This is a genomic window from Novosphingobium chloroacetimidivorans, assembly GCF_014204535.1.
In the GTDB taxonomy this organism is placed as follows: domain Bacteria; phylum Pseudomonadota; class Alphaproteobacteria; order Sphingomonadales; family Sphingomonadaceae; genus Novosphingobium; species Novosphingobium chloroacetimidivorans.
The window spans coordinates 1-17,163 of record NZ_JACHLR010000013.1 but is presented as its reverse complement, the minus strand read 5'-3'; the positions used below and the strand labels follow the sequence as shown (position 1 = coordinate 17,163).

Sequence of the window (17,163 nt, the reverse complement as noted above, 5' to 3'; positions counted from 1 at the left end):
GCTCTGGCCGCACACCCACGAAAGGATCTCGATCCATGGCTGCCAACTCCCCGAACTTCGCTCCCACCGACACCTGGCAGGACCTCTACGCTCAGGCGGGCTACACCGGCCTCGCGAACCAGAAGGTGACAGTCCAGACCGTCGCGCGTGGCGCGGTCAAGCTCTACGCGGGCGGCACCACACCGCCGGCCGATACAGAGCAAGGCTTCACTCTGGCGGCTGGCCAAAGCTGGACCGGCACGACCGATCACCTCTGGCTGCGCGGCACCTCGCGCGTCGCCGTTGGCGTGGAGGACTGATCGATGGGCCTCTCTCAGAGCATCAATTCACGTGATGCCGGTGGTGCCTCGGCCAAGCAGCGTACAGCTACCGGTCCGGGTCCCGTTGCGGTTCTCTCGCGCTCGCTCGGGCCGGGTTCGACGATCGCGCTTCGCAGCGGCTCGAACGCAAACCTGACGCTCAGCAATAACGTCATCAGCGCCACGTCGGCCCTTGCGGCGGGTGTAAGCCAAGTCGCATTGATCCGGGAGTCGATCGGGTCTGGAGCGGCGTTGCTGGCGCTCGAATACGGCGTGACGATTACCGGTGCATTGGCAACGTCCACTCCGTCGCCTACGCCTGGCCCAGGCTCGGCAATTGGAGAGTCTTTCGCCTTCGTTGCTCCATCGAGTGCAGCAATCGGCGACACGCTCAGTTACGTGCCTAACAAGAGCGCAGGTTCAACCCTCGCCGTCGTTCCGAGCGATGGATCGGTGACTGTCTCCGGCTCCGATTTGAACGGATGGACGGTAAAGCGGGGCTCGGGCGCACTCAGCACCTCTTACTCTCTGCGCGAGACCAAATCTGATGGGTCGCTTGTCGACTATCCGATGGCGATTACGCAGGGCAACACCAACCTCGACGCCCTACTACCTTGGGGCGTGAACTTCGGTGCTGGGGCAGGCGGCAGTTCTGCTGTTCCTGGCACCATCGGCTTCAATTACAACTACGGCACCACGGCGCAGGTCGACATGGCCTACTTCTATGGGTCACGCCTGTTCCGCACCCCCTTCCTTGAGGAGCGGGTGTTGACAACTGCCACTGGCGGGACGGTCACAAGCCAATACACATCGGGCTTGAAGCCGATCATCGAGAAGATCTTGTCACTTCCTGGAACCAAGGTGATTCCCGACCCGCATAGCTACGGCACGTTTTTCAACGCGAAGCTCAAGTCGGACCAAGTCGCAAATGTTGTCGCGATGTGGAACACCGTCTTCGGCGAGTACAAAGGCAACGCGCGGTTCATTCCCTCCATGCAGAATGAACCGCATGGTGCCTTCACTGTGGACGAGTTCACCGGCACCGCCTCAGAAATTGTCGCTCAACGAGCGGCCGCTTGGTGGCAGGTGGTGAACCAATGGATCGCGGCGATGCGGGCGGCTGGTTGGACGCAGAAGCTGATCGTGCCGGGCATGTTCTATCAATCAGCGGAGGACTGGGTAGCCGAAGGCAACGCCGCTGGCGCGCTTACCGTTACAGACCCCGACGTCATTATCGAATGCCATCAATACGTGGATGGTGGCGCGGGCGCATCGACGACCGTTCTGGCCAACTCACAGAACCGCTTCGATGCCATCTTCGCAGCCGCGCGGGCGGGCGGTTACAAGGTTCATATCGGCGAAACGGCAGTTCCAAATACAACGGCTGGCGATGCCCTTCTTCCGTTGCTGTATGAGAAGTTCGAGGCGAACCGCGACGTTCTTTTCGGGGTTACGCTGTGGTCGTATAATACGCAGCAACCCCTGTCGAACTACTTTGCCGGACTGCTGGAGGATAAACCACTCCGTCCGTCAGCGTTGCTGTTGAAGCATTATGACGTTCGTCGAGCAACGACCCCCGGCTTTGTGTCGACCCCACAGCACCCCGAAGAGGCCGTTATCTCGCCTCCAAACACGGCGGTGCGGTCGACGTACAGCTTCACCAAGCAGGGCATGATCACGGGTCCGAATGCCGTCATGTCGGCTCGTACCCCCGACAGCAACGGGCCATACTTCCCGACCAAGCCTCTTCATCACCCGAGCGCAGCCTATCCTGACCGTCACCTCGCGTTCTATACGACTGACCACGACGACTCGTTGAAGGGGCCAGCTCCCTACGCAGGAACTGGCGGCTTCTATGTCCTTGTCTGCGTCGCCAAACCAGGCATTCCAGCCAACTGGAAGGTTTATGCCGACGCTGTCGCGGCGGGGTGGCTCGACGACATTCCGAACAAGCCTGCTGCAGAGCCGATCTACATCGGCCCATTCTCTCCAACCACTCTCGTTCAAGCGGAAACGGCTTGCATCCACTGGGTGCCGGAAGCAGGCAAGTGGGTCGCCACCTATCAGGTGACGGGCGGCTACAGCAAATACGCTAACGGTGCGAATTACATTAATCAGGGCACGATTATGGCAACTTCGTCCGACCTTTTGAACTGGTCGGGCAATGACATTTGCGTAACTCCGCTGGCTGCTAACGAACTAGGTAACGGTCATTGCGGCTACTTCATGTGGGGCAAGAATCCCTTCCCAGGCTTGATCAACCCGGCCACGGGAGAGCCATGGAAGTATGTCGGTTATGGCAGCATGGGCGGCGGCGGTGCCACGCCGGAAGCGCAATGGGGCAGCGATAATCCTGGTGTTCAACCGACTGGCCCCGGCAATCCGACGCCGTGGACGATGCTCACTCGCATTAGTCCGTGGCTCGGCCGTGCGGCGCCGAACTTCCCGAACTCTAACTCAAACACCAACCGGCTCGTGACGCGCTGGCTGGATTTAGAGAGCTTCCGCCCCACACGGCAGGGCTACGCAGGCTTGATGACCGGCGGACCTGCAAGCGCGGGCGCGGGCGGGAGCAACCGCTCCGTCTGGGAGGTCCTTATGGACGACAAGGGGCGTGAAATGCTTGGCCGCCCTCAGTTGTCGCTCACCTACGGCGGTGGCGCTGGTACATATTCCAACACCAGTGCACATGCCATGAACATTGCTGATTTTGAGAATGAGCGCGTCGGGCTTTTTGAAGGTCAGGGTAATGGTAAGAATGCCATCGGCGTTGCCACCTCGCCTAAGCGCAATCCCCAGAACACTTGGTTCAATGCGCTTGATCCTGTGCTTCCTCTCGACTTCGGAGAGGTGGTTCGTTCGCTTAAGGGTGCTTCAGCAATCCCCAGCGGCTTCAGCCCTGTCACGGCCGGGTCGCCTGCTGCCCCCACGTTTGACGCCAACGGTATGACCGTGACGCTGACCGCCGGTCAAGAATACTACCTCATCGACGATGTTGGGTTTGTTCCGGCAAACACCGACTACATAGACGTGTTCATTGAAGACTGGATCAGCACCAACAGCGGCGGTGCCCGCATTCCTTACATCGGTTACATTCGCGAGAAAGACGTTCGTGCAAATATGCAGAACGGCGTGTTTATGACCAACGGTGAAGGTACGGGCGTTTATCCGCTCCTTACTGGTCTGGTAAACGGCACTGCTGTCAACGGCGGCGATTGGGGCGACCACTACGAAGGTATCGGCTATACAGCGGGGAATTCGGGCGTTGCAGTGGAACTCAAGGATATCGGCATCCGCTGGTTCCCGAAGGTCACTACTGCGAACAAGAGCCTATTCGGACTCGGCCTTGGGCGCACCGAAGTTTGGACCGACACCGCTAACGTCACCTCCGGCCTTGATCTGACACAGCGCTACTACGTGGTCATCGGCTTCAAGGGCATGGCCGGAACCGCCAAGGAACGCATCGGCAAGATCACGGTCCGCAAGAAAGAAACCGTGGTCGGTACTGGGTCCGCCGACACTACGCCGGATGGATTTGGCTTCACCGATGTAACCGGCGCTGCACTCAACACGGTCTACGAGAGCAACACCATCACTATAGCGGGTATCGACTCTCCGTCCGCTCTGGCAATCGCCGGAGGCCAATACTCCAAGAACGGCGGTGCGTACGCGTCTGGCCCAACCACGGTAGTCAATGGGAACACGATCAAGGTTCGTGGGACCAGTTCGTCCGCAAGCAGCACCGCCGTCAATGTAGTGCTCACGATCGGCGGGGTCTCGGATACCTATACCATCACCACGGCCGCTGCTGCTGGGGTTCTGGTGTCCGATTCCTTCACCGGAGCGGATGGCACTGCCGCCACGGCTCACACGCCGGAAACCGGCCCGGCACCTATAAAGCACATCACGTCCAGCCCTGCGGATGCCGTGATCCAAGGCGGTCGTGTCGCTTGCGGAGCTAACGGTGCGCCACGCCTCGTTTATCCTGTCACGCCTTCAACGCCGAACTATGAGATCGAATGCGACTTCGCATTCCTCGATCTTACCGGGGACGGTGGCCTAAACGTGCGCGGATCCACTGACGGAACGACCGCTACCTATGTCAGGTTCGCGTGGATACCTGGCACGGGATGGCGCATCACTCGTTATACTCCTTCTGCTGCGGCGGTTGGTTCGGCAAGCCTGACACCGGCACCTGCTGCGGGACAGACATGGCGTGCTAAGCTGCGTTGTCAAAACGATGCAGGCAACGCGAACGCGACATTCACGGCATGGGTGAAGGGACCTAGCGACGCAGACTTTGTTCAAGTCGCGACAGGAACAAGCAATGCAGCAAGTATTCTACCCACCGGCCGCCCTGGCTTTGATTGGCGTACCGCCACGGCATTGAATGCGGGCGTTCAGATCGACAACGTAATCGTCAGGGAGATTTAATAAGCAGGCATGCCTCGTTCTGAGCGGCTTAGTAACCGCTCAGAACGTAAGCCACGTGACCCGGTCCGCCTCCGCTAACGCGATCTGCTCACAGGAGCTTGGTACCATTGATGCGAGCGCCTACGCTCGGGAAACTACGGAGCCGCTTCATGAAGAACCTCATCATCGCCATCTTCGCTCTGATCGTCGGCCCAGCCACAGCGCAAACCTTCACCAGCGCCGAACCACTTCCTGTTGGGGCACCAATTGCCGACTGCGGCCGAAAGGGAGACCTGTACCGCTACGGCGCCGGCAAGTGCCCTGACCCGCTGTTCGGTGCCAATCTCTCGGGCGCGGAGGCCAGTGGCGGCGATGCCGTGCGGCCCACGCTCGACGACCTCAAGCTCTACATCGACCGCTATGGCTTCAAGCTGATCCGCTATCCGTTCAAGCCGGACCGGATGACGCCAGCACGTATCGCAGAGTTGCGTACTCTGACCGACTATGCACGCTCTAAAGGCGTGCCGATGATCCTGGACGCGCACACGTACAAGTGGCTTCCGCCTGGCGAAATGGTCGCCCAGTGGACAGCGTTTGCTCCGCACTTCCCCGACGACGGCTCGGTCATTCTCGACCTCGTGAACGAGCCAAAGGGTTTCGACGATCCGATCGAGACCAACGACTTCGTGCAGTGGGCGCGTGATACAAACGTTATCATCGCTGGCCTGCGCGCGAACGGCATAAAGCATCCGATCGCTATCGAGTACCCGCAGTGGTCCGCCAGCTTTCGCTTTGACAAAGGCGAGGGTCCCGCGCCGTCTCACTGCGGCAGCGCAGGGTGCGCACTGGACCGCATCGGCGGATTGAAAGACCCGCTGAACCTTACCTTCATCAACGCGCACCGCTACTTCGACTACGGCTCATCGGGCACGCGGAAGGACTGCCGCGCCGTAACCAGCAAGTGGGTCCAGTTTGCAGCGCAGCTCCGAAAGCGTGGGCTCAAGGCGTACATCACAGAAGCCGCATTCGGCTCCAGCTCTAGCGTGCACACGACCTGTGTAGCTGTGGGCAAGGAAGCCATTGCCGCGCTCAAGGCCAACTCGGACGTGCTGCTCGGGATCACCTGGTGGGGCGGCGGGCGCATTTGGCCCGAGAGCTACATTTTCAAGATCGATCCGCCCAAGACCACGCGCTTCACCGCGCCGGTGCCTGACTATGTGCGTCGACTGACTGGCGCTGAATGACGGCCCCTCCCGGCCTAATTCCGACGACCCGCGTTCAGATCGACAACTCCAAAGCGACGGCTCTGTGATTCCCGTTGGCTGATCCACCGCTTGCCGAGATTGCTAAATGCAGTCTCGGCATAGCGGTAAGAGAGCCAGGCAACAGGCAAGGTGACCATGATCCCTACGGCTGTCACCACCGCGAACCGACCGTATCCGGTGATGCTGTCGTGCATGGCGAGATCGATTTGCTTGAGCACAAGAAAGTGCAGCAGGTAGGCTGAGAAGCTAATCTGACCGACCCAAACAGTCAGTCGGTTCACAATGAGAACCGAGGGTGTCGCAACAAGACTCATCGCCAGGAGCAGGAACCCGCCAGTGGTCCAGTAGTGGCTGGGCACGATCGGCAAGGCATTGGTGAAGCCGATCAGCGCCATTGCTACAGCGGCCATCAGCAACCCTAGGTTCGCACTTTGAGTAGTCAGTCCATTCGGATTGCTCTGCACCCAGTAGTAAAGGATCATGCCGAAGCCGAAGCATGGCAGCTGGCTCGGGAAACTCCGAAACCAGTATTGATCGATCCCAGGCACAGCGTCCGCGCCTGTTGATATAAAGATGGCGCCGAAGACGAGGCTAGCGGCTGTGAAAGCCATGGCGTCGCGCAGACTTTTGACAACCCAAAACCATAGCGGCGTGGTAAGGTAGAAGAGAACTTCAACACTTATTGACCATCCGCCTGGGACCACTGAACTTGTAGCAGATGGTACTAGGACGTTCGTAAGCGTGAGATGCAACGGGTAGTGCCAAAGCTCTGGGCCATCTTTCCATCCGCGAGAGGCGAGCCCGTACACCGCGGTGTAAAGCACGATGCCCAACCAGTACATGGGCACGATCCGCATCAGTCTGCGGGTGAAGAAGTTCTTGGTTGGGAAAGTCTCACGTTCGAGGGCGCGCTTATACGTTAGAAAGATCGTGAAGGCGCTCACGATAAAGAAAAGCTGAACGCCACGACCGCCGAACTCGACAACCCGGCCAGGCACACCGCCCAATTTAGTCAGAGATCCGGCATGAGTAACAATGACGCCCAAGATCGCCCAACCGCGAAGGGCGTCGATGTAGGCAAAGCGATCATGTTTCACTGCGCGGAACCCCCCGATTCAAAGGCTCCTTAGCAGCTTTCGTGACGATGCGCCACGCACCTCTTTCAATAGCCCACGTTGGGCAAACCACGGAGAAGTACCATGAAGAAGATTGCACTCGCCGCTTTCGCGAGCGCCGCCGCGCTGGCCGCTCTCGCCTCGCCTGCCCTCGCGATGGAAACGAAGCGAAGCTCTGCACCTGCAGCCGAGCCGAGCCGCGAGCTGCTGGCTCTCCAGGCCCGCATGCAGACCCTTGTGGACGCCTGGAACGCCGAACCTGGCACGCGCGACGCCGTGAAGACCGATTTCACGCGTGCGCAGAACGCTTACTCGAACGCTCGAACGGCCGACCAGAAGCACGACACTGCGGCCTTCGATCGTCAGGTCGCTGCTTTCGGCCCCGCGTATGACAAGGTCTGTGCCAGCCTGAGCGGCTGCTGAGAATAACGGGGTCGCTCGGCTAAATGGGTGGCCCCTTCTCTTATATTCAGAGGCTAGCCCCTGCATGCTGCCACCGCGTCGGTTTCCAATGCGCTTCGCGAAGCCAGCGGGTCGAAGGCTGCAAGCGTTCAGCTGCGCCGGGACGTTGCGGTTTTCCGCCCGGAAGCTATGACTGCCGGACCATCGTGAGCGGAGCTACAAATGTCCGAGGCGTTTTTCGAACTGGCACGGGAACTCGGCTTCGAAGTCTGGCCGCATGACGATGATGATGATGTAATCACCGCATTGCACCGCTTCTACGGAGCGAACCAAGCTCGACTTCAAGACGGATCCAAAAACGGCGGCGACATGGTTGTTGATGTCTTTGTTCTGGACCATCCCGATCTTAACGCCTTTGCGGTTTCACTTCCTGATGAAGATGTGATCGCGCTTTTTAAAGGCATGTTTCCTCTGCTAAAAAACACCATGCGCGGCCTTGTTAACAATGGACTCTTTGCGTCTGGTGGGATCAGCGACGACAACCCACCCTTTCAATTTGCGATCCCGGCTCGGTCGGCCGTGTACGGACATTCCTATAACGAACTTCCAAAGCTTGCAAAACCAAAGCACGAAGAGTTGGCCAGCGACTTGTATGGTCTGACCGTTCAGTACATCCTGAGTCACGAACTCGCGCATATTTACAACGGCCATTGCGATTGGGCCGGACAGCGGCAGCGCCTAGCTTTGATCAGCGAGATGAGTTCCGAGAAGATTGGCGTTCATAGCGGGCTTGAGCGAGAGACCTTGGAGTGGGACGCGGATTGTTGGGCAATCCAGCACTTGCTCCAAATTGTATTGCACCCAGACGTTCAAATCGTAGACGGCATTAGCGCGTGGTCTCTTAAAGAAAGTCCATGGGGACCGATCGACCATGCACTGAAAATGGTGCTAGTGGCGGTATTAACTTGTGCTCGTTTCTGGTCGCTTAACGATAGTTCTGATTACACAGACCCCACCCCGCGCGAGCACCCTCACCCGTACTTCCGAGCTCTGACAGCATTCGGCCAAATCGACCATGTATTGTACTTCCGCACCGGGCAAAAGCACACGCAGATGGTTGCACGTGTATGGAACGAGACTATGGACGCGTTCGCTTCATCCTGGATGGAGCTCTTTCCAGAAGCTGCTAAAGAGCCAGCTTTTCTGGCTGACCCCGCGATCCACGACGTCTACACTAGCAGGTTGAAAGACTACGCACGCACGTGGGCAGCGATGCATGACGAACTGGATAGAGTGAAGCGTGGTGGCCGCCTCGCGCCAGCCATTCCCAAGCCTCACCCTGCGTACCCTGCTCGTGACGTATCGGGGTAAGTCGATTGTTGAGTCGAGATATAAGACCTCTGGAGCGCTACTGCCGGGACGGAGCGCGATCACGTCGTGTCATCGCGATTGAAGATGGTCAGGTAGTTTACGTTGTCGATGGCTTGCTGAGCCAACGACCCTTTCGTATTCCCCTCGCGGAATTTGCGCGCTGGGCAGAGCGCCGCAACTCTTGATGCAGCAACCCCGGTCCTCTGTCGCCTCCAACCAAGATGGCGCGCTGCGCGGCTCGTAGAGCAGCTAGACGACCCGTGGCTCTGCTGCGTCTGCCGTGGTTCAAAAAGTCGCACCCCGCCTGAAAGCTAGGCTGCGCCTTTCCCATACGTTTTTGGAGCACCGCAAATGCCCGCCACCCCTGCCCGCATTGGCTTCATCCTGGAGCCATACCGCCGAGCCGTGTCCGAGACCGCCAGCACCAAGGCGCGCCACGGCAACCTCGCCCGTCAGAGCGCCGACCCGATCGACAGCTGGTTCGCCAGCTTGGCCGATGCCCAGCTGCGCGCCGATCAGCGCCAGGCCCTGTTCTCTCCCGAGCGTCGCCGCTTCGACATCGTCACGAGCGAAGTCGAGGGCCTGGATGCCCTACTCGCCTCCGAACAGGCCCTTACCGCCACGCTGGTCGACGAGGAGCGTGGTCTCAACAAGCCTATGCTCATCACCGCCCTGACGCTCGATCTCGATGCGCAGCGGGCGCAATTCTCTCTCTGGGGTTGATCCATGGTCGCTTTGCGCAAGCCGTTCTTCGTGGTGCCAGTGTTCCTGTCGAACCTCTCGGCGAGCGACTCACGGGCCGGATTCCCGCCGTCCAATGTGGCCCGTCTGGACGTCATGGGGCTGGTGTGGTCATGCCCTGGGCCGTCTGGCGGTTGGATAGCTGGTCAAATGCCTGCAAACTCGTCCATCGATTTCCTCTCGATGGTAAACGGCGGCATCTACACCAACAGCGTCTACCGTCTCAGGCTCGGTGATAGCCTGGAGGAGGTCACGGGTAGCAGCGCAAAGTATGACAACCTTTCAACGCCCTACCTTGATGGAGGGCACACCGGGCAAGCGGACGGTCGTTATCACTCACACCTGGAGCTGCCATCGCCTGTCAGCGCGTCATGGTTTCGCATCGACTTCGGCGGTATGGGCGGCCCGTTCGAGCTTGGCGGCATCGTCCTGGGCAAAAAGCTTGAGCCGAGCCGGTTCTACGACAAGGACTTCGAACGGGGCAGCGAGGATTTGGGCAGCGTGGAGCTCAACCGCTTCGCCGTGCCTGACTACACGCCAGGTGCCAAGCTGCGGACGCTGAGCTTCACCCTCTCATGGCTGAACGAGGCGGAGTACGAGCTGACCTTTGCCCCGTTCTTTGAGCTTCTCGGCACGACCAGCGTCGTGTTCTGCTGCTTCGATCCAGCGCTAAGCCCGTACCGCCAGAACCGGACCTATCTAGGCTGGCTGCGCAATCCGCCGTTCGCCCGAGGCGGCGCCAAACCGCGCAACATGTCGATGGAGTTCCAGATCAGGTCTCTCATCTGAGGCCTGCCAAGCTCGGGTGGCGCATGCCCGAGAGCGGGGGCGGTGGCTAGTGGACCGGCTGCCGTCCCCGCGTTATCGCCTATGTGGCGATCACCGGTCTGGTGATGTTCGTAGCAGTTCCAGCAGTCTCGGCTAGCGCGGTGTCGATCATCGTCTGCCAGCAAGCCGTCATGTCGACCGAGCACGGTAATGCGTCGGCCGCAGCGAGCATCGCATGGCTAGGCGTCCGGATTGCCGTGAGCACGGCGATCACCTCAGGCAGGTAGTCCTGCCACATAGGCTTGCCGTTCATGGTGATGTTCTGCGGATGGCCGTCCAGCTTGCACAAGGCTCGCGCGGCGTTTTCGTGTGGCGGCTTCATGCAATCTCCATCGTCAGCTTCCACAGACCTGCGCACGATATTCGCGCCGCACCAAGCTATCGGCGATAATTGGATCGGAGCTTTCTGGCAGCTCTGATTGCGCGCTCGCAAGGTGCACCTCCTCCACGAGAGACTCAAGCAATTGGCTCACATCGGCATAAGGCCGCTGCCCCAGCTTGATCGCACGCAGTTCGGCCGCGTCCGGGCGCGGGAACGTAATCTGGCCCGTGTTCAGCAACTCGATCGCCTGACGCGCCACCCGCACGGCATGGCTCATCGCCTTCCAGTCGATACCTTCGTTCGACATCGCGGCCCGCGCCCGCTCACCGTAGTTCTCCCAAACCTTCTCGTAGACCTTGGTTGCCTCGCCGATGCTCGAGGTTATCGGCATAGCGCGATCGCAGCAGCGGATGTGCCAGAGATCGGCGCCGTTCGGGCTGGGAATGTTCACCCACTCGGCATGCTCGTGCCGCTCGGCGAAGTCCTGCAGAATGTAGTCGATCTCGCGCAGCTTGGCGGCCGGTGATCCCAACTGCAACTGCCGCAGGCGGAGCACATCGATCAGCGCTTTGACCGCGCTCATCCGCGAGCCCTTGATGCCGTACTTGGCGGCCTGGCGGACGCAGTAGCCCACGAACCCTTTGCATTGCCGATTCAACAGCTGCCGGCCGACTGTCCGCACCTCACTCCAGCGCGGATCGGCGTCGGCGACCGGCGCGAACAGGATCTCGGTCGCAACCGTGTCGCCCTTCATCAGCATGTCGAAAAACTTTTGGAGCGAGTAGCTGTCGCTGTCGATTGCGCTCGCGTCGTTCTTGTTCGTGCCGGCGGCTTTTGACGTCACCCCGGTGTTAATGACGTTCTCGGCGCGGCCCATGACGATCCCCTCGCCGCTGGGCAGGTGCACGCCCTTGAAGTCCTGGTCGGATAATGGCGTCGATGTGCCGTAGAGGTGCGACCCGTGCGCGATCCTGACGAGCTGGACGACCGGCTTCATGGTCGGAAGCCGATGCTGGTCTGGGCATCCGCCACGAGGCGCCGCGCTTCGGCATACAGGCCAGGATCGCCATCGCGCATCGCATCGAGGATCCGCACCTTCTCACGCAGGTAGACGAAGGCAAACCCGCGATCGTGAGCGACGATCGACCGGCTGTTGCTGATCAGGTCCGCCAACTTCACCGTCTGCCCCTCCGGTGAGATTGTGCCCAAGCGTGCCGCTTCTGCCGCCTTGCGCGTGGCCCGGTTGCCCTTGTGGCATTGGTCTGTCAGTTCCAGCACCAGCTTGCCCACGGCGGGGCCGAACTCGTGCTCGATGTCCTCCTGCGTCACAGGAGTATCCTCGACCGTGTCGTGCAGCAGCGCCGCGGCCAGCATCTCGTCGGTATGGTGCGCAGCCGTTCGCACGATCTCCATGACCTCGATCGGGTGGTTGATGTACGGCTCGCCCGTGTACTTGCGCACGTGGTTGATGCTGCCGTGAGCCTCGGTGGCAAAGGCGAGTGCTCGCTGCACGAGATTCGATCCATCCTTCGTCATGCCGCTGCCTTCCACTTGCCGGCGTTCGCCTGCTTCACCTTGAGCCACGATGATGTGCGAGAGCAGATATACGGCGCTGCTGCATCCTTCAGCATTAATCCCTCACCATCCTGTGCCCACACCCGCTGAGCTTCGGTCAGAACCTGAGCGTCGTCGAAGAGCCAGGTGTCTGCGACTAGCTGCACGCAGCCCGCCTCGTCAGCACCGTGGCTGCCCTCACGCCATTCCCATGTGTCAGCGGGCATCTGCTCAACCAAGCCCGCGAGCAATGCCTTGCGCTCTATCAGCGGCGTTTCCGCACCCCCTGCCCGCCACTGCGCCTCAGCCATAACATCGAACAGGTGGAGCGTGCCATCTACCCCGCCTTTGCGGTAACCGCGCTCGAACCACTGCTTGGTGGCTGCCAGCGTACCGTCCACCACCACTTCACCGTCTATGAACAGGTTTTCCCCAGCCTGCTCCTCTATGAGCATGAGGCGGTGCAAGATGTGGTCGGCGCCTTCGAGTGGCATGCCGTTGCGTGACCAGAGGCGGGGCTTGCCGTCGAGGCCTCGGAAGTAGAGGCAGCGCCAGCCATCCCACTTGCGCTCTGCGAGGACGCCGCCTTCTGGCACGAACCCATCCCAGTCACGGGCGAGTTGGCACAACTGGGTCATCGACGACCACCATGCTGACGTGCGATGCGCTTCAGGCGTTGCCGCTCTTCCCATGCGGCGATGTGAGCGACGGGCACGCCATCGAAGTAAGCGGCCTCGGAGTAGAGCGTGCCGCCTTGCAGCTTGAGCGATGAATTATGTTCGGGCAATTGGCTCACAGCCATCGAATCCTCCTAGTGGGTTCGGTTGGTCAGGGCAGGTTCGGCGTTGGCGCGTCGTTCCTGCCCGCTGCTCATGTGAGCGCGTGATACGCTACATGCAACAGTAATCCGTAGTATCGCGCGAGAAAAACGCGGGTCCTACCTGGGCTGGTTCAAAAAGGTAAGCGCATAAGGACCGCGAAACCTACCCGACACCCACTTGTTACTAATTTCCACAGTTAGAAGTATGTGTTTCAGCGATCCTTTGCTGGCACGAACTTATTTGTCTTCTCTCGGCGCTCGCCATGACGCGTGTGATATCCGAGTTCTCGTTCTGCTTGTTTTCGCGCCGCTGCTGCGTCCTCAAGCCGGGCGAACGCTCCCAGGCTCTTCGTTCGGCCATTTTCGCCAATGAAGGCCTGCCATTTCCCGTGCACTTTGTTCCATGAAACGCCAGGCACACCGCTCCTGTTAGCTTTGCTCAGGCGGCAGTTACGCTGGACCTGCACGTGCGGGACGTCGGAGAGATTGTTGATACGGATGTTGCTGGCATCGCCGTCTGCATGACCGATCTGGTGGGTCGGCCACACCCCATGGTGAATGGCCCAAGCAACACGATTGGCCTTGAAGTAACGCCGAAAAATCGTTCCCTGCCTGTATCCACCGCCATCTAGACCTATGAAGGCCTCCTTTCCTGCGAACTGCGCGTTCCACTTGGCGCAGGTGCGATGTGGGTGCTTGCCGCCCCGCGCGACAAACAACGCGAGAGGGCGCTCTCGCCAGATTAGAGAGCCGGTGTCCGGATTATACTCAAGGAGTTGACGCAGTTCTTCAGGCGTCGGTAGGGGCGCGTTAGCCATGGCGAGTCCTATTCGCTGTTGGTCAGGACCGGATCGAGGTAGCCGCCTCTTTCCGGTCCGATCTAGCTAGCACAGCGTAGCCCTGAACGACAGCCTGTTCCCCAATCGTTCTCACAGGGTTATGCTGGCGGCATGCCTGAGTCTGACGCCCCCTTCCCCGAAGTCCTCACCCGCGATCAGCTGCGCTTCGAGATCAAGTTCGGGCTTCAGCAGGTCGGCAAGTGCGTCATCCGCGACTGGGCCAGCTCCAACCGCGAGAAAGCTGAGCAGGCGCGCGGCGCCGTGATCGACAGCGTCCTAGTACGCTTCGACAAGCTCCAGGTCCGAGCGCCTGCGCCGGCCGAGCCGATCTTCCGCGACAAGGTCAAGTCGTCATGAGCCGCTGCCGCATCTGCACGTCCAACGACATCGAGGCGCTGGTCGAGGAAGTCGCCGAGGCCATGTGGCTGACGCAGGAAACTGCCGATCCCGCCAACGAGTGGCGGCCGTGGGAGAAGGCTGGCCCCTACTGGCAGCGCATCATGCGCGAGTACGCCAACGCTACGGTGAAGGTGCTCTCAGCCGAGCACGCCGCGCATCAGTAGGGCAGATCGATCTCAGCCCAGAACGTCGGCGCCGCAGCGGCCAGCCACAGGATGCCGTCGGTCTCGTCATCCGTTTCGTTGGTCGCCCACATGCCCTCGTCATCGTCCCAGCGCGCGAGGTGAAGCTCGTACGGGAAGTCCGGGTCCGTCCGTCCGCTTGCCAAGCGGTTCGGCACCGCCAGCAGCACCTGATCACCGTTGAAGGGAAGCGCCGAGCCGCGCTCCGGAAGCTTCTGCCAGTCGATCGCCATGTCCAAACCCCTCATGCGTGTCCGCATTATAGCGGCGGCGGCGAGGTCCACCACTCGCTTGTGATGACCAGGACCGCGACCGCGGCCAGCATGAGCATCGCGCCGAGCAGTGATCGGTCGGCTGGCTTCACGTCAGTCGAGCCGAGGTATGGCGATGTAGTCGTCCTTCTGGCGCAGGCGTAGCGTCAGCAACGGCACGAGGCTGACGAGGTCTGCCATGTCGCGTGGGCCCTTCAGCTTCTTGGCAACCGCCCGCTCGAACATCGCGTCGAGTTCATTGGCAAGCTGCTCGTTCGTCATGGCTTGGAGACGGTCGATGTCGATCATCGCTGCATCATGCGCAACCCGGGCCTGTAAGGGAAGAGGGCGAGCTGGTAGCCCTCGCGCGGGAACTCGCGATCGAGGCGCCGGCACTCGGGGCAGACGCAACGCTCCGCCAACGCCACCCTGGCCACCAAACTTACCCGCTGATCTGGGCTCATTTCGGTTTACACTCGCTCGGAAAGTGACGGAAAGCTGCGGGCTGTTGCGGCGTAGGTTTACAAGAATATCGTTGTAGTTCAACGCGACCCTAGAAATCATAATCCGCGTGTCGGGGGTTCGAGTCCCTCCTCCGCTACCACCACCCTCCCCAACGAGGGTGGTGGTGGATGACCGTCCCGCCTTTCGGCTCAATAGAGCGTCCAGACCTCCCAAGATTTCGACCGAGATTTGTCGGCGCTCAAACGGGTTCGACGGCTTCTCGGCGAGCGGAGTCACCACGATCCGGTCCACCACCGCCCGGATCATCTGCGCTGACGGCTGGGAGCCATCCTCGCACAGAACATCGGTCAGGCCGTCGAGGGCGCTGGTGAAGCGCGCGACCGCGACGGGATGAAAAGACGGCGCTGCCGCAGGCGCGGCGGTGGCGGACAGCTTCGCCTCCAGCGCGGCGCGCTCGGCCACCAACGGCGGATAGTCGCGCTCGAAGTCGGCCTCGTCCGTGATGCCTTCCCGCGCCCATTTGCGCGCCCGGTCCATCTGCGCCGTCAGGGCGGCGAGTTGCTTCGCGATGGCCTCGTGATCGTTGCCCGCGCTCGACGCGAAGCGGTGCCGTTCGGCCATATACTCGTCGATATACGCCTGCCGCATCATCGGCGCGGCGAGATGCTTCCGCAGGGCGCTCATCACGACATTCTCGATATCCTCAATGTAGCAGCCGACTGGATCGCCACAGACGCCCCGGCTGGTCTTGCCGCTACACTTCACCCGCAGGCGGTCATTCTTGTCCCAGCCAGCGGAGTTCACCGACAGGCCGCAGCTGCCGCATCGCAGCAGGCCGCTGAACAGCCGCTTGGGCCGTTGCGCCTGTCGCTTGGTCTGCTTGAAGCTGCGGTCCTCCTTGCGGGCCTGCGCCGTCGCGAACACCTCGTCAGACACGATCGGCAGCGTGTCGTCAATCTTCACACTGATCCAGTCGCTGGCGTCATTGGCGCGGCTGACGCGGCGCGCGGTGTCCGGGTTCTTCGGCATCCCCACCCGGTTCCAGTTGCGACGACCGGCATAGAGCGCATTATGGAGGATGCCGGTGCCGCGTGCGCGGTTGCCGTTGATCGTGGAATCCGACCACAGGCCGGTGTTGAACCCGTTCTTGCCCTTGAGAGAAGCGCGGGGAGACGGGACGCCGCGCCGGTTCAGATCGGCAGCGATGGCCTTCGGGCTTTCCCCGGCGATATAGCGGATGAAAATCTCGCGCACGATGTCGGCTTCATGGGGCACGATCTCGATCATGCCGCCTTTTCCCTTATCGCTGTCCAAACGCGGGAGCGAGCGGTAGCCATAGGATCGACCGCCTGCCGACTTCCCGGCGAGAACAACGCCGGTCATCCCGCGCCGAATCATCTCCGCGCCCTGCTCGCGGGCCTGCTCGGCCATTAGGGCATTGATCGCGGCGTTCATCTTTGTCAGTTCCGCGCCGTTCTCGTTCGCGCAGAAGATTTTGACGCCGCGAAACTTGGCCTGCTTCATGAGATGGCTGGAGTCCTCCAGATCGCGGGTCAGTCGCGAAAGGTTCTCGACAACGATGCGGCTGATGCGGCCCGCCTTCATGTCGTCGAGCATCTTGAGGAAGCCGGGGCGGTTGAGGCGGCTGGCCCCGGAGATGGCGCGGTCGCTGTAGACGACGATCGGGCCTTGCCACTCCATTCGTTTGATGAAGCGGCGATTGAACCGCTCTTGGTCGATCAGCGAGGTCTCGGATTGTAGCTCGGTCGAATATCGACCGTAGATGGCTGTTGCTGTCATATTAGAGCATTTTCAGCATGAGCGTTGATATCCTGCGGCTTGGAAGAAGTTGGCGCATTCGTCTGGCAGGAAGCGATCGAGCAGCTTGCCGATACGA

Annotated in this window: 18 protein-coding genes; 9 read left to right on the top strand and 9 right to left on the bottom strand. The window is 60.7% G+C overall.

All coding sequences use genetic code 11. The annotated features are described in order from the left end of the window. The first annotated feature begins 35 nt into the window (after positions 1–35). The 3 genes from HNO88_RS14450 to HNO88_RS14440 all read left to right on the top strand — a co-directional run bounded on the left by HNO88_RS14450 (position 36) and on the right by HNO88_RS14440 (position 5,956). On the top strand, positions 36–299 hold the full coding sequence (locus HNO88_RS14450; protein WP_184246860.1) for a hypothetical protein: 264 nt from the start codon (positions 36–38) through the stop codon (positions 297–299). Between the two features lie 3 nt (positions 300–302). Further along, on the top strand, positions 303–4,733 hold the full coding sequence (locus tag HNO88_RS14445; RefSeq protein ID WP_184246858.1) for a cellulase family glycosylhydrolase: 4,431 nt from the start codon (positions 303–305) through the stop codon (positions 4,731–4,733). Positions 4,734–4,882: 149 nt separating this feature from the next. Continuing rightward, positions 4,883–5,956: a cellulase family glycosylhydrolase gene (locus HNO88_RS14440; protein ID WP_184246855.1), complete on the top strand. Its 1,074-nt coding sequence runs from the start codon at positions 4,883–4,885 to the stop codon at positions 5,954–5,956. Between the two features lie 14 nt (positions 5,957–5,970). Here the strand turns inward: HNO88_RS14440 and HNO88_RS14435 are convergent, their stop codons facing one another. After that, on the bottom strand, positions 5,971–7,074 hold the full coding sequence (locus HNO88_RS14435) for an acyltransferase family protein (protein WP_184246852.1): 1,104 nt from the start codon (positions 7,072–7,074) through the stop codon (positions 5,971–5,973). Positions 7,075–7,176: 102 nt separating this feature from the next. Here HNO88_RS14435 and HNO88_RS14430 point away from each other — a divergent pair, with 102 nt between their 5' ends. The 4 genes from HNO88_RS14430 to HNO88_RS14415 all read left to right on the top strand — a co-directional run bounded on the left by HNO88_RS14430 (position 7,177) and on the right by HNO88_RS14415 (position 10,395). After that, positions 7,177–7,515, top strand: coding sequence for a hypothetical protein (locus HNO88_RS14430; protein ID WP_184246849.1), 339 nt, complete (start codon positions 7,177–7,179; stop codon positions 7,513–7,515). Between the two features lie 201 nt (positions 7,516–7,716). Then, on the top strand, positions 7,717–8,865 hold the full coding sequence (locus HNO88_RS14425; protein ID WP_184246846.1) for a M48 family metalloprotease: 1,149 nt from the start codon (positions 7,717–7,719) through the stop codon (positions 8,863–8,865). A 351-nt stretch (positions 8,866–9,216) separates the two neighbouring features. Continuing rightward, positions 9,217–9,588 (top strand): hypothetical protein, encoded by a 372-nt coding sequence (locus HNO88_RS14420; RefSeq protein ID WP_184246843.1) that lies wholly within the window; start codon positions 9,217–9,219, stop codon positions 9,586–9,588. A gap of 3 nt (positions 9,589–9,591) precedes the next feature. Beyond that, positions 9,592–10,395, top strand: a complete 804-nt coding sequence (locus HNO88_RS14415; RefSeq protein WP_184246840.1) for a hypothetical protein — start codon at positions 9,592–9,594, stop codon at positions 10,393–10,395. Between the two features lie 79 nt (positions 10,396–10,474). Here the strand turns inward: HNO88_RS14415 and HNO88_RS14410 are convergent, their stop codons facing one another. The 6 genes from HNO88_RS14410 to HNO88_RS14385 all read right to left on the bottom strand — a co-directional run bounded on the left by HNO88_RS14410 (position 10,475) and on the right by HNO88_RS14385 (position 13,948). Further along, entirely contained in the window at positions 10,475–10,756 is a 282-nt protein-coding gene (locus HNO88_RS14410) for a hypothetical protein (RefSeq protein WP_184246837.1), read from the bottom strand. A 13-nt stretch (positions 10,757–10,769) separates the two neighbouring features. Next, on the bottom strand, positions 10,770–11,753 hold the full coding sequence (locus tag HNO88_RS14405) for a DNA polymerase beta superfamily protein (protein ID WP_184246834.1): 984 nt from the start codon (positions 11,751–11,753) through the stop codon (positions 10,770–10,772). Then, the gene (locus HNO88_RS14400) at positions 11,750–12,268 is read right to left on the bottom strand and encodes an HD domain-containing protein (RefSeq protein ID WP_312857083.1); all 519 of its coding nucleotides are present in this window, start codon (positions 12,266–12,268) and stop codon (positions 11,750–11,752) included. The genes HNO88_RS14405 and HNO88_RS14400 overlap by 4 nt, the downstream gene beginning before the upstream one ends. A 20-nt stretch (positions 12,269–12,288) precedes the next feature. After that, complete coding sequence (locus tag HNO88_RS14395; RefSeq protein WP_184246828.1) at positions 12,289–12,906, bottom strand: ATP-dependent DNA ligase; 618 nt, start codon at positions 12,904–12,906, stop codon at positions 12,289–12,291. A gap of 38 nt (positions 12,907–12,944) precedes the next feature. After that, on the bottom strand, positions 12,945–13,112 hold the full coding sequence (locus tag HNO88_RS14390) for a hypothetical protein (protein WP_184246824.1): 168 nt from the start codon (positions 13,110–13,112) through the stop codon (positions 12,945–12,947). Positions 13,113–13,342: 230 nt separating this feature from the next. Next, complete coding sequence (locus HNO88_RS14385; protein WP_184246821.1) at positions 13,343–13,948, bottom strand: HNH endonuclease; 606 nt, start codon at positions 13,946–13,948, stop codon at positions 13,343–13,345. 132 nt (positions 13,949–14,080) lie between these two features. On the opposite strand from HNO88_RS14385, the gene HNO88_RS14380 reads away from it, so the two are divergent. Together HNO88_RS14380 and HNO88_RS14375 are read left to right on the top strand one after the other, a co-directional pair. Further along, on the top strand, positions 14,081–14,326 hold the full coding sequence (locus HNO88_RS14380) for a hypothetical protein (protein ID WP_184246818.1): 246 nt from the start codon (positions 14,081–14,083) through the stop codon (positions 14,324–14,326). Then, complete coding sequence (locus tag HNO88_RS14375; protein ID WP_184246816.1) at positions 14,323–14,532, top strand: hypothetical protein; 210 nt, start codon at positions 14,323–14,325, stop codon at positions 14,530–14,532. The genes HNO88_RS14380 and HNO88_RS14375 overlap by 4 nt, the downstream gene beginning before the upstream one ends. Here the strand turns inward: HNO88_RS14375 and HNO88_RS14370 are convergent. Both HNO88_RS14370 and HNO88_RS14365 read right to left on the bottom strand, forming a co-directional pair. Then, positions 14,526–14,783 carry a hypothetical protein gene (locus tag HNO88_RS14370; RefSeq protein ID WP_184246813.1) on the bottom strand — a complete coding sequence of 86 codons (258 nt, stop codon included), beginning with the start codon at positions 14,781–14,783 and terminating at the stop codon, positions 14,526–14,528. The genes HNO88_RS14375 and HNO88_RS14370 overlap by 7 nt on opposite strands. A 132-nt stretch (positions 14,784–14,915) precedes the next feature. After that, on the bottom strand, positions 14,916–17,066 hold the full coding sequence (locus tag HNO88_RS14365; RefSeq protein WP_184246810.1) for a recombinase family protein: 2,151 nt from the start codon (positions 17,064–17,066) through the stop codon (positions 14,916–14,918). Positions 17,067–17,163 lie beyond the last annotated feature (97 nt).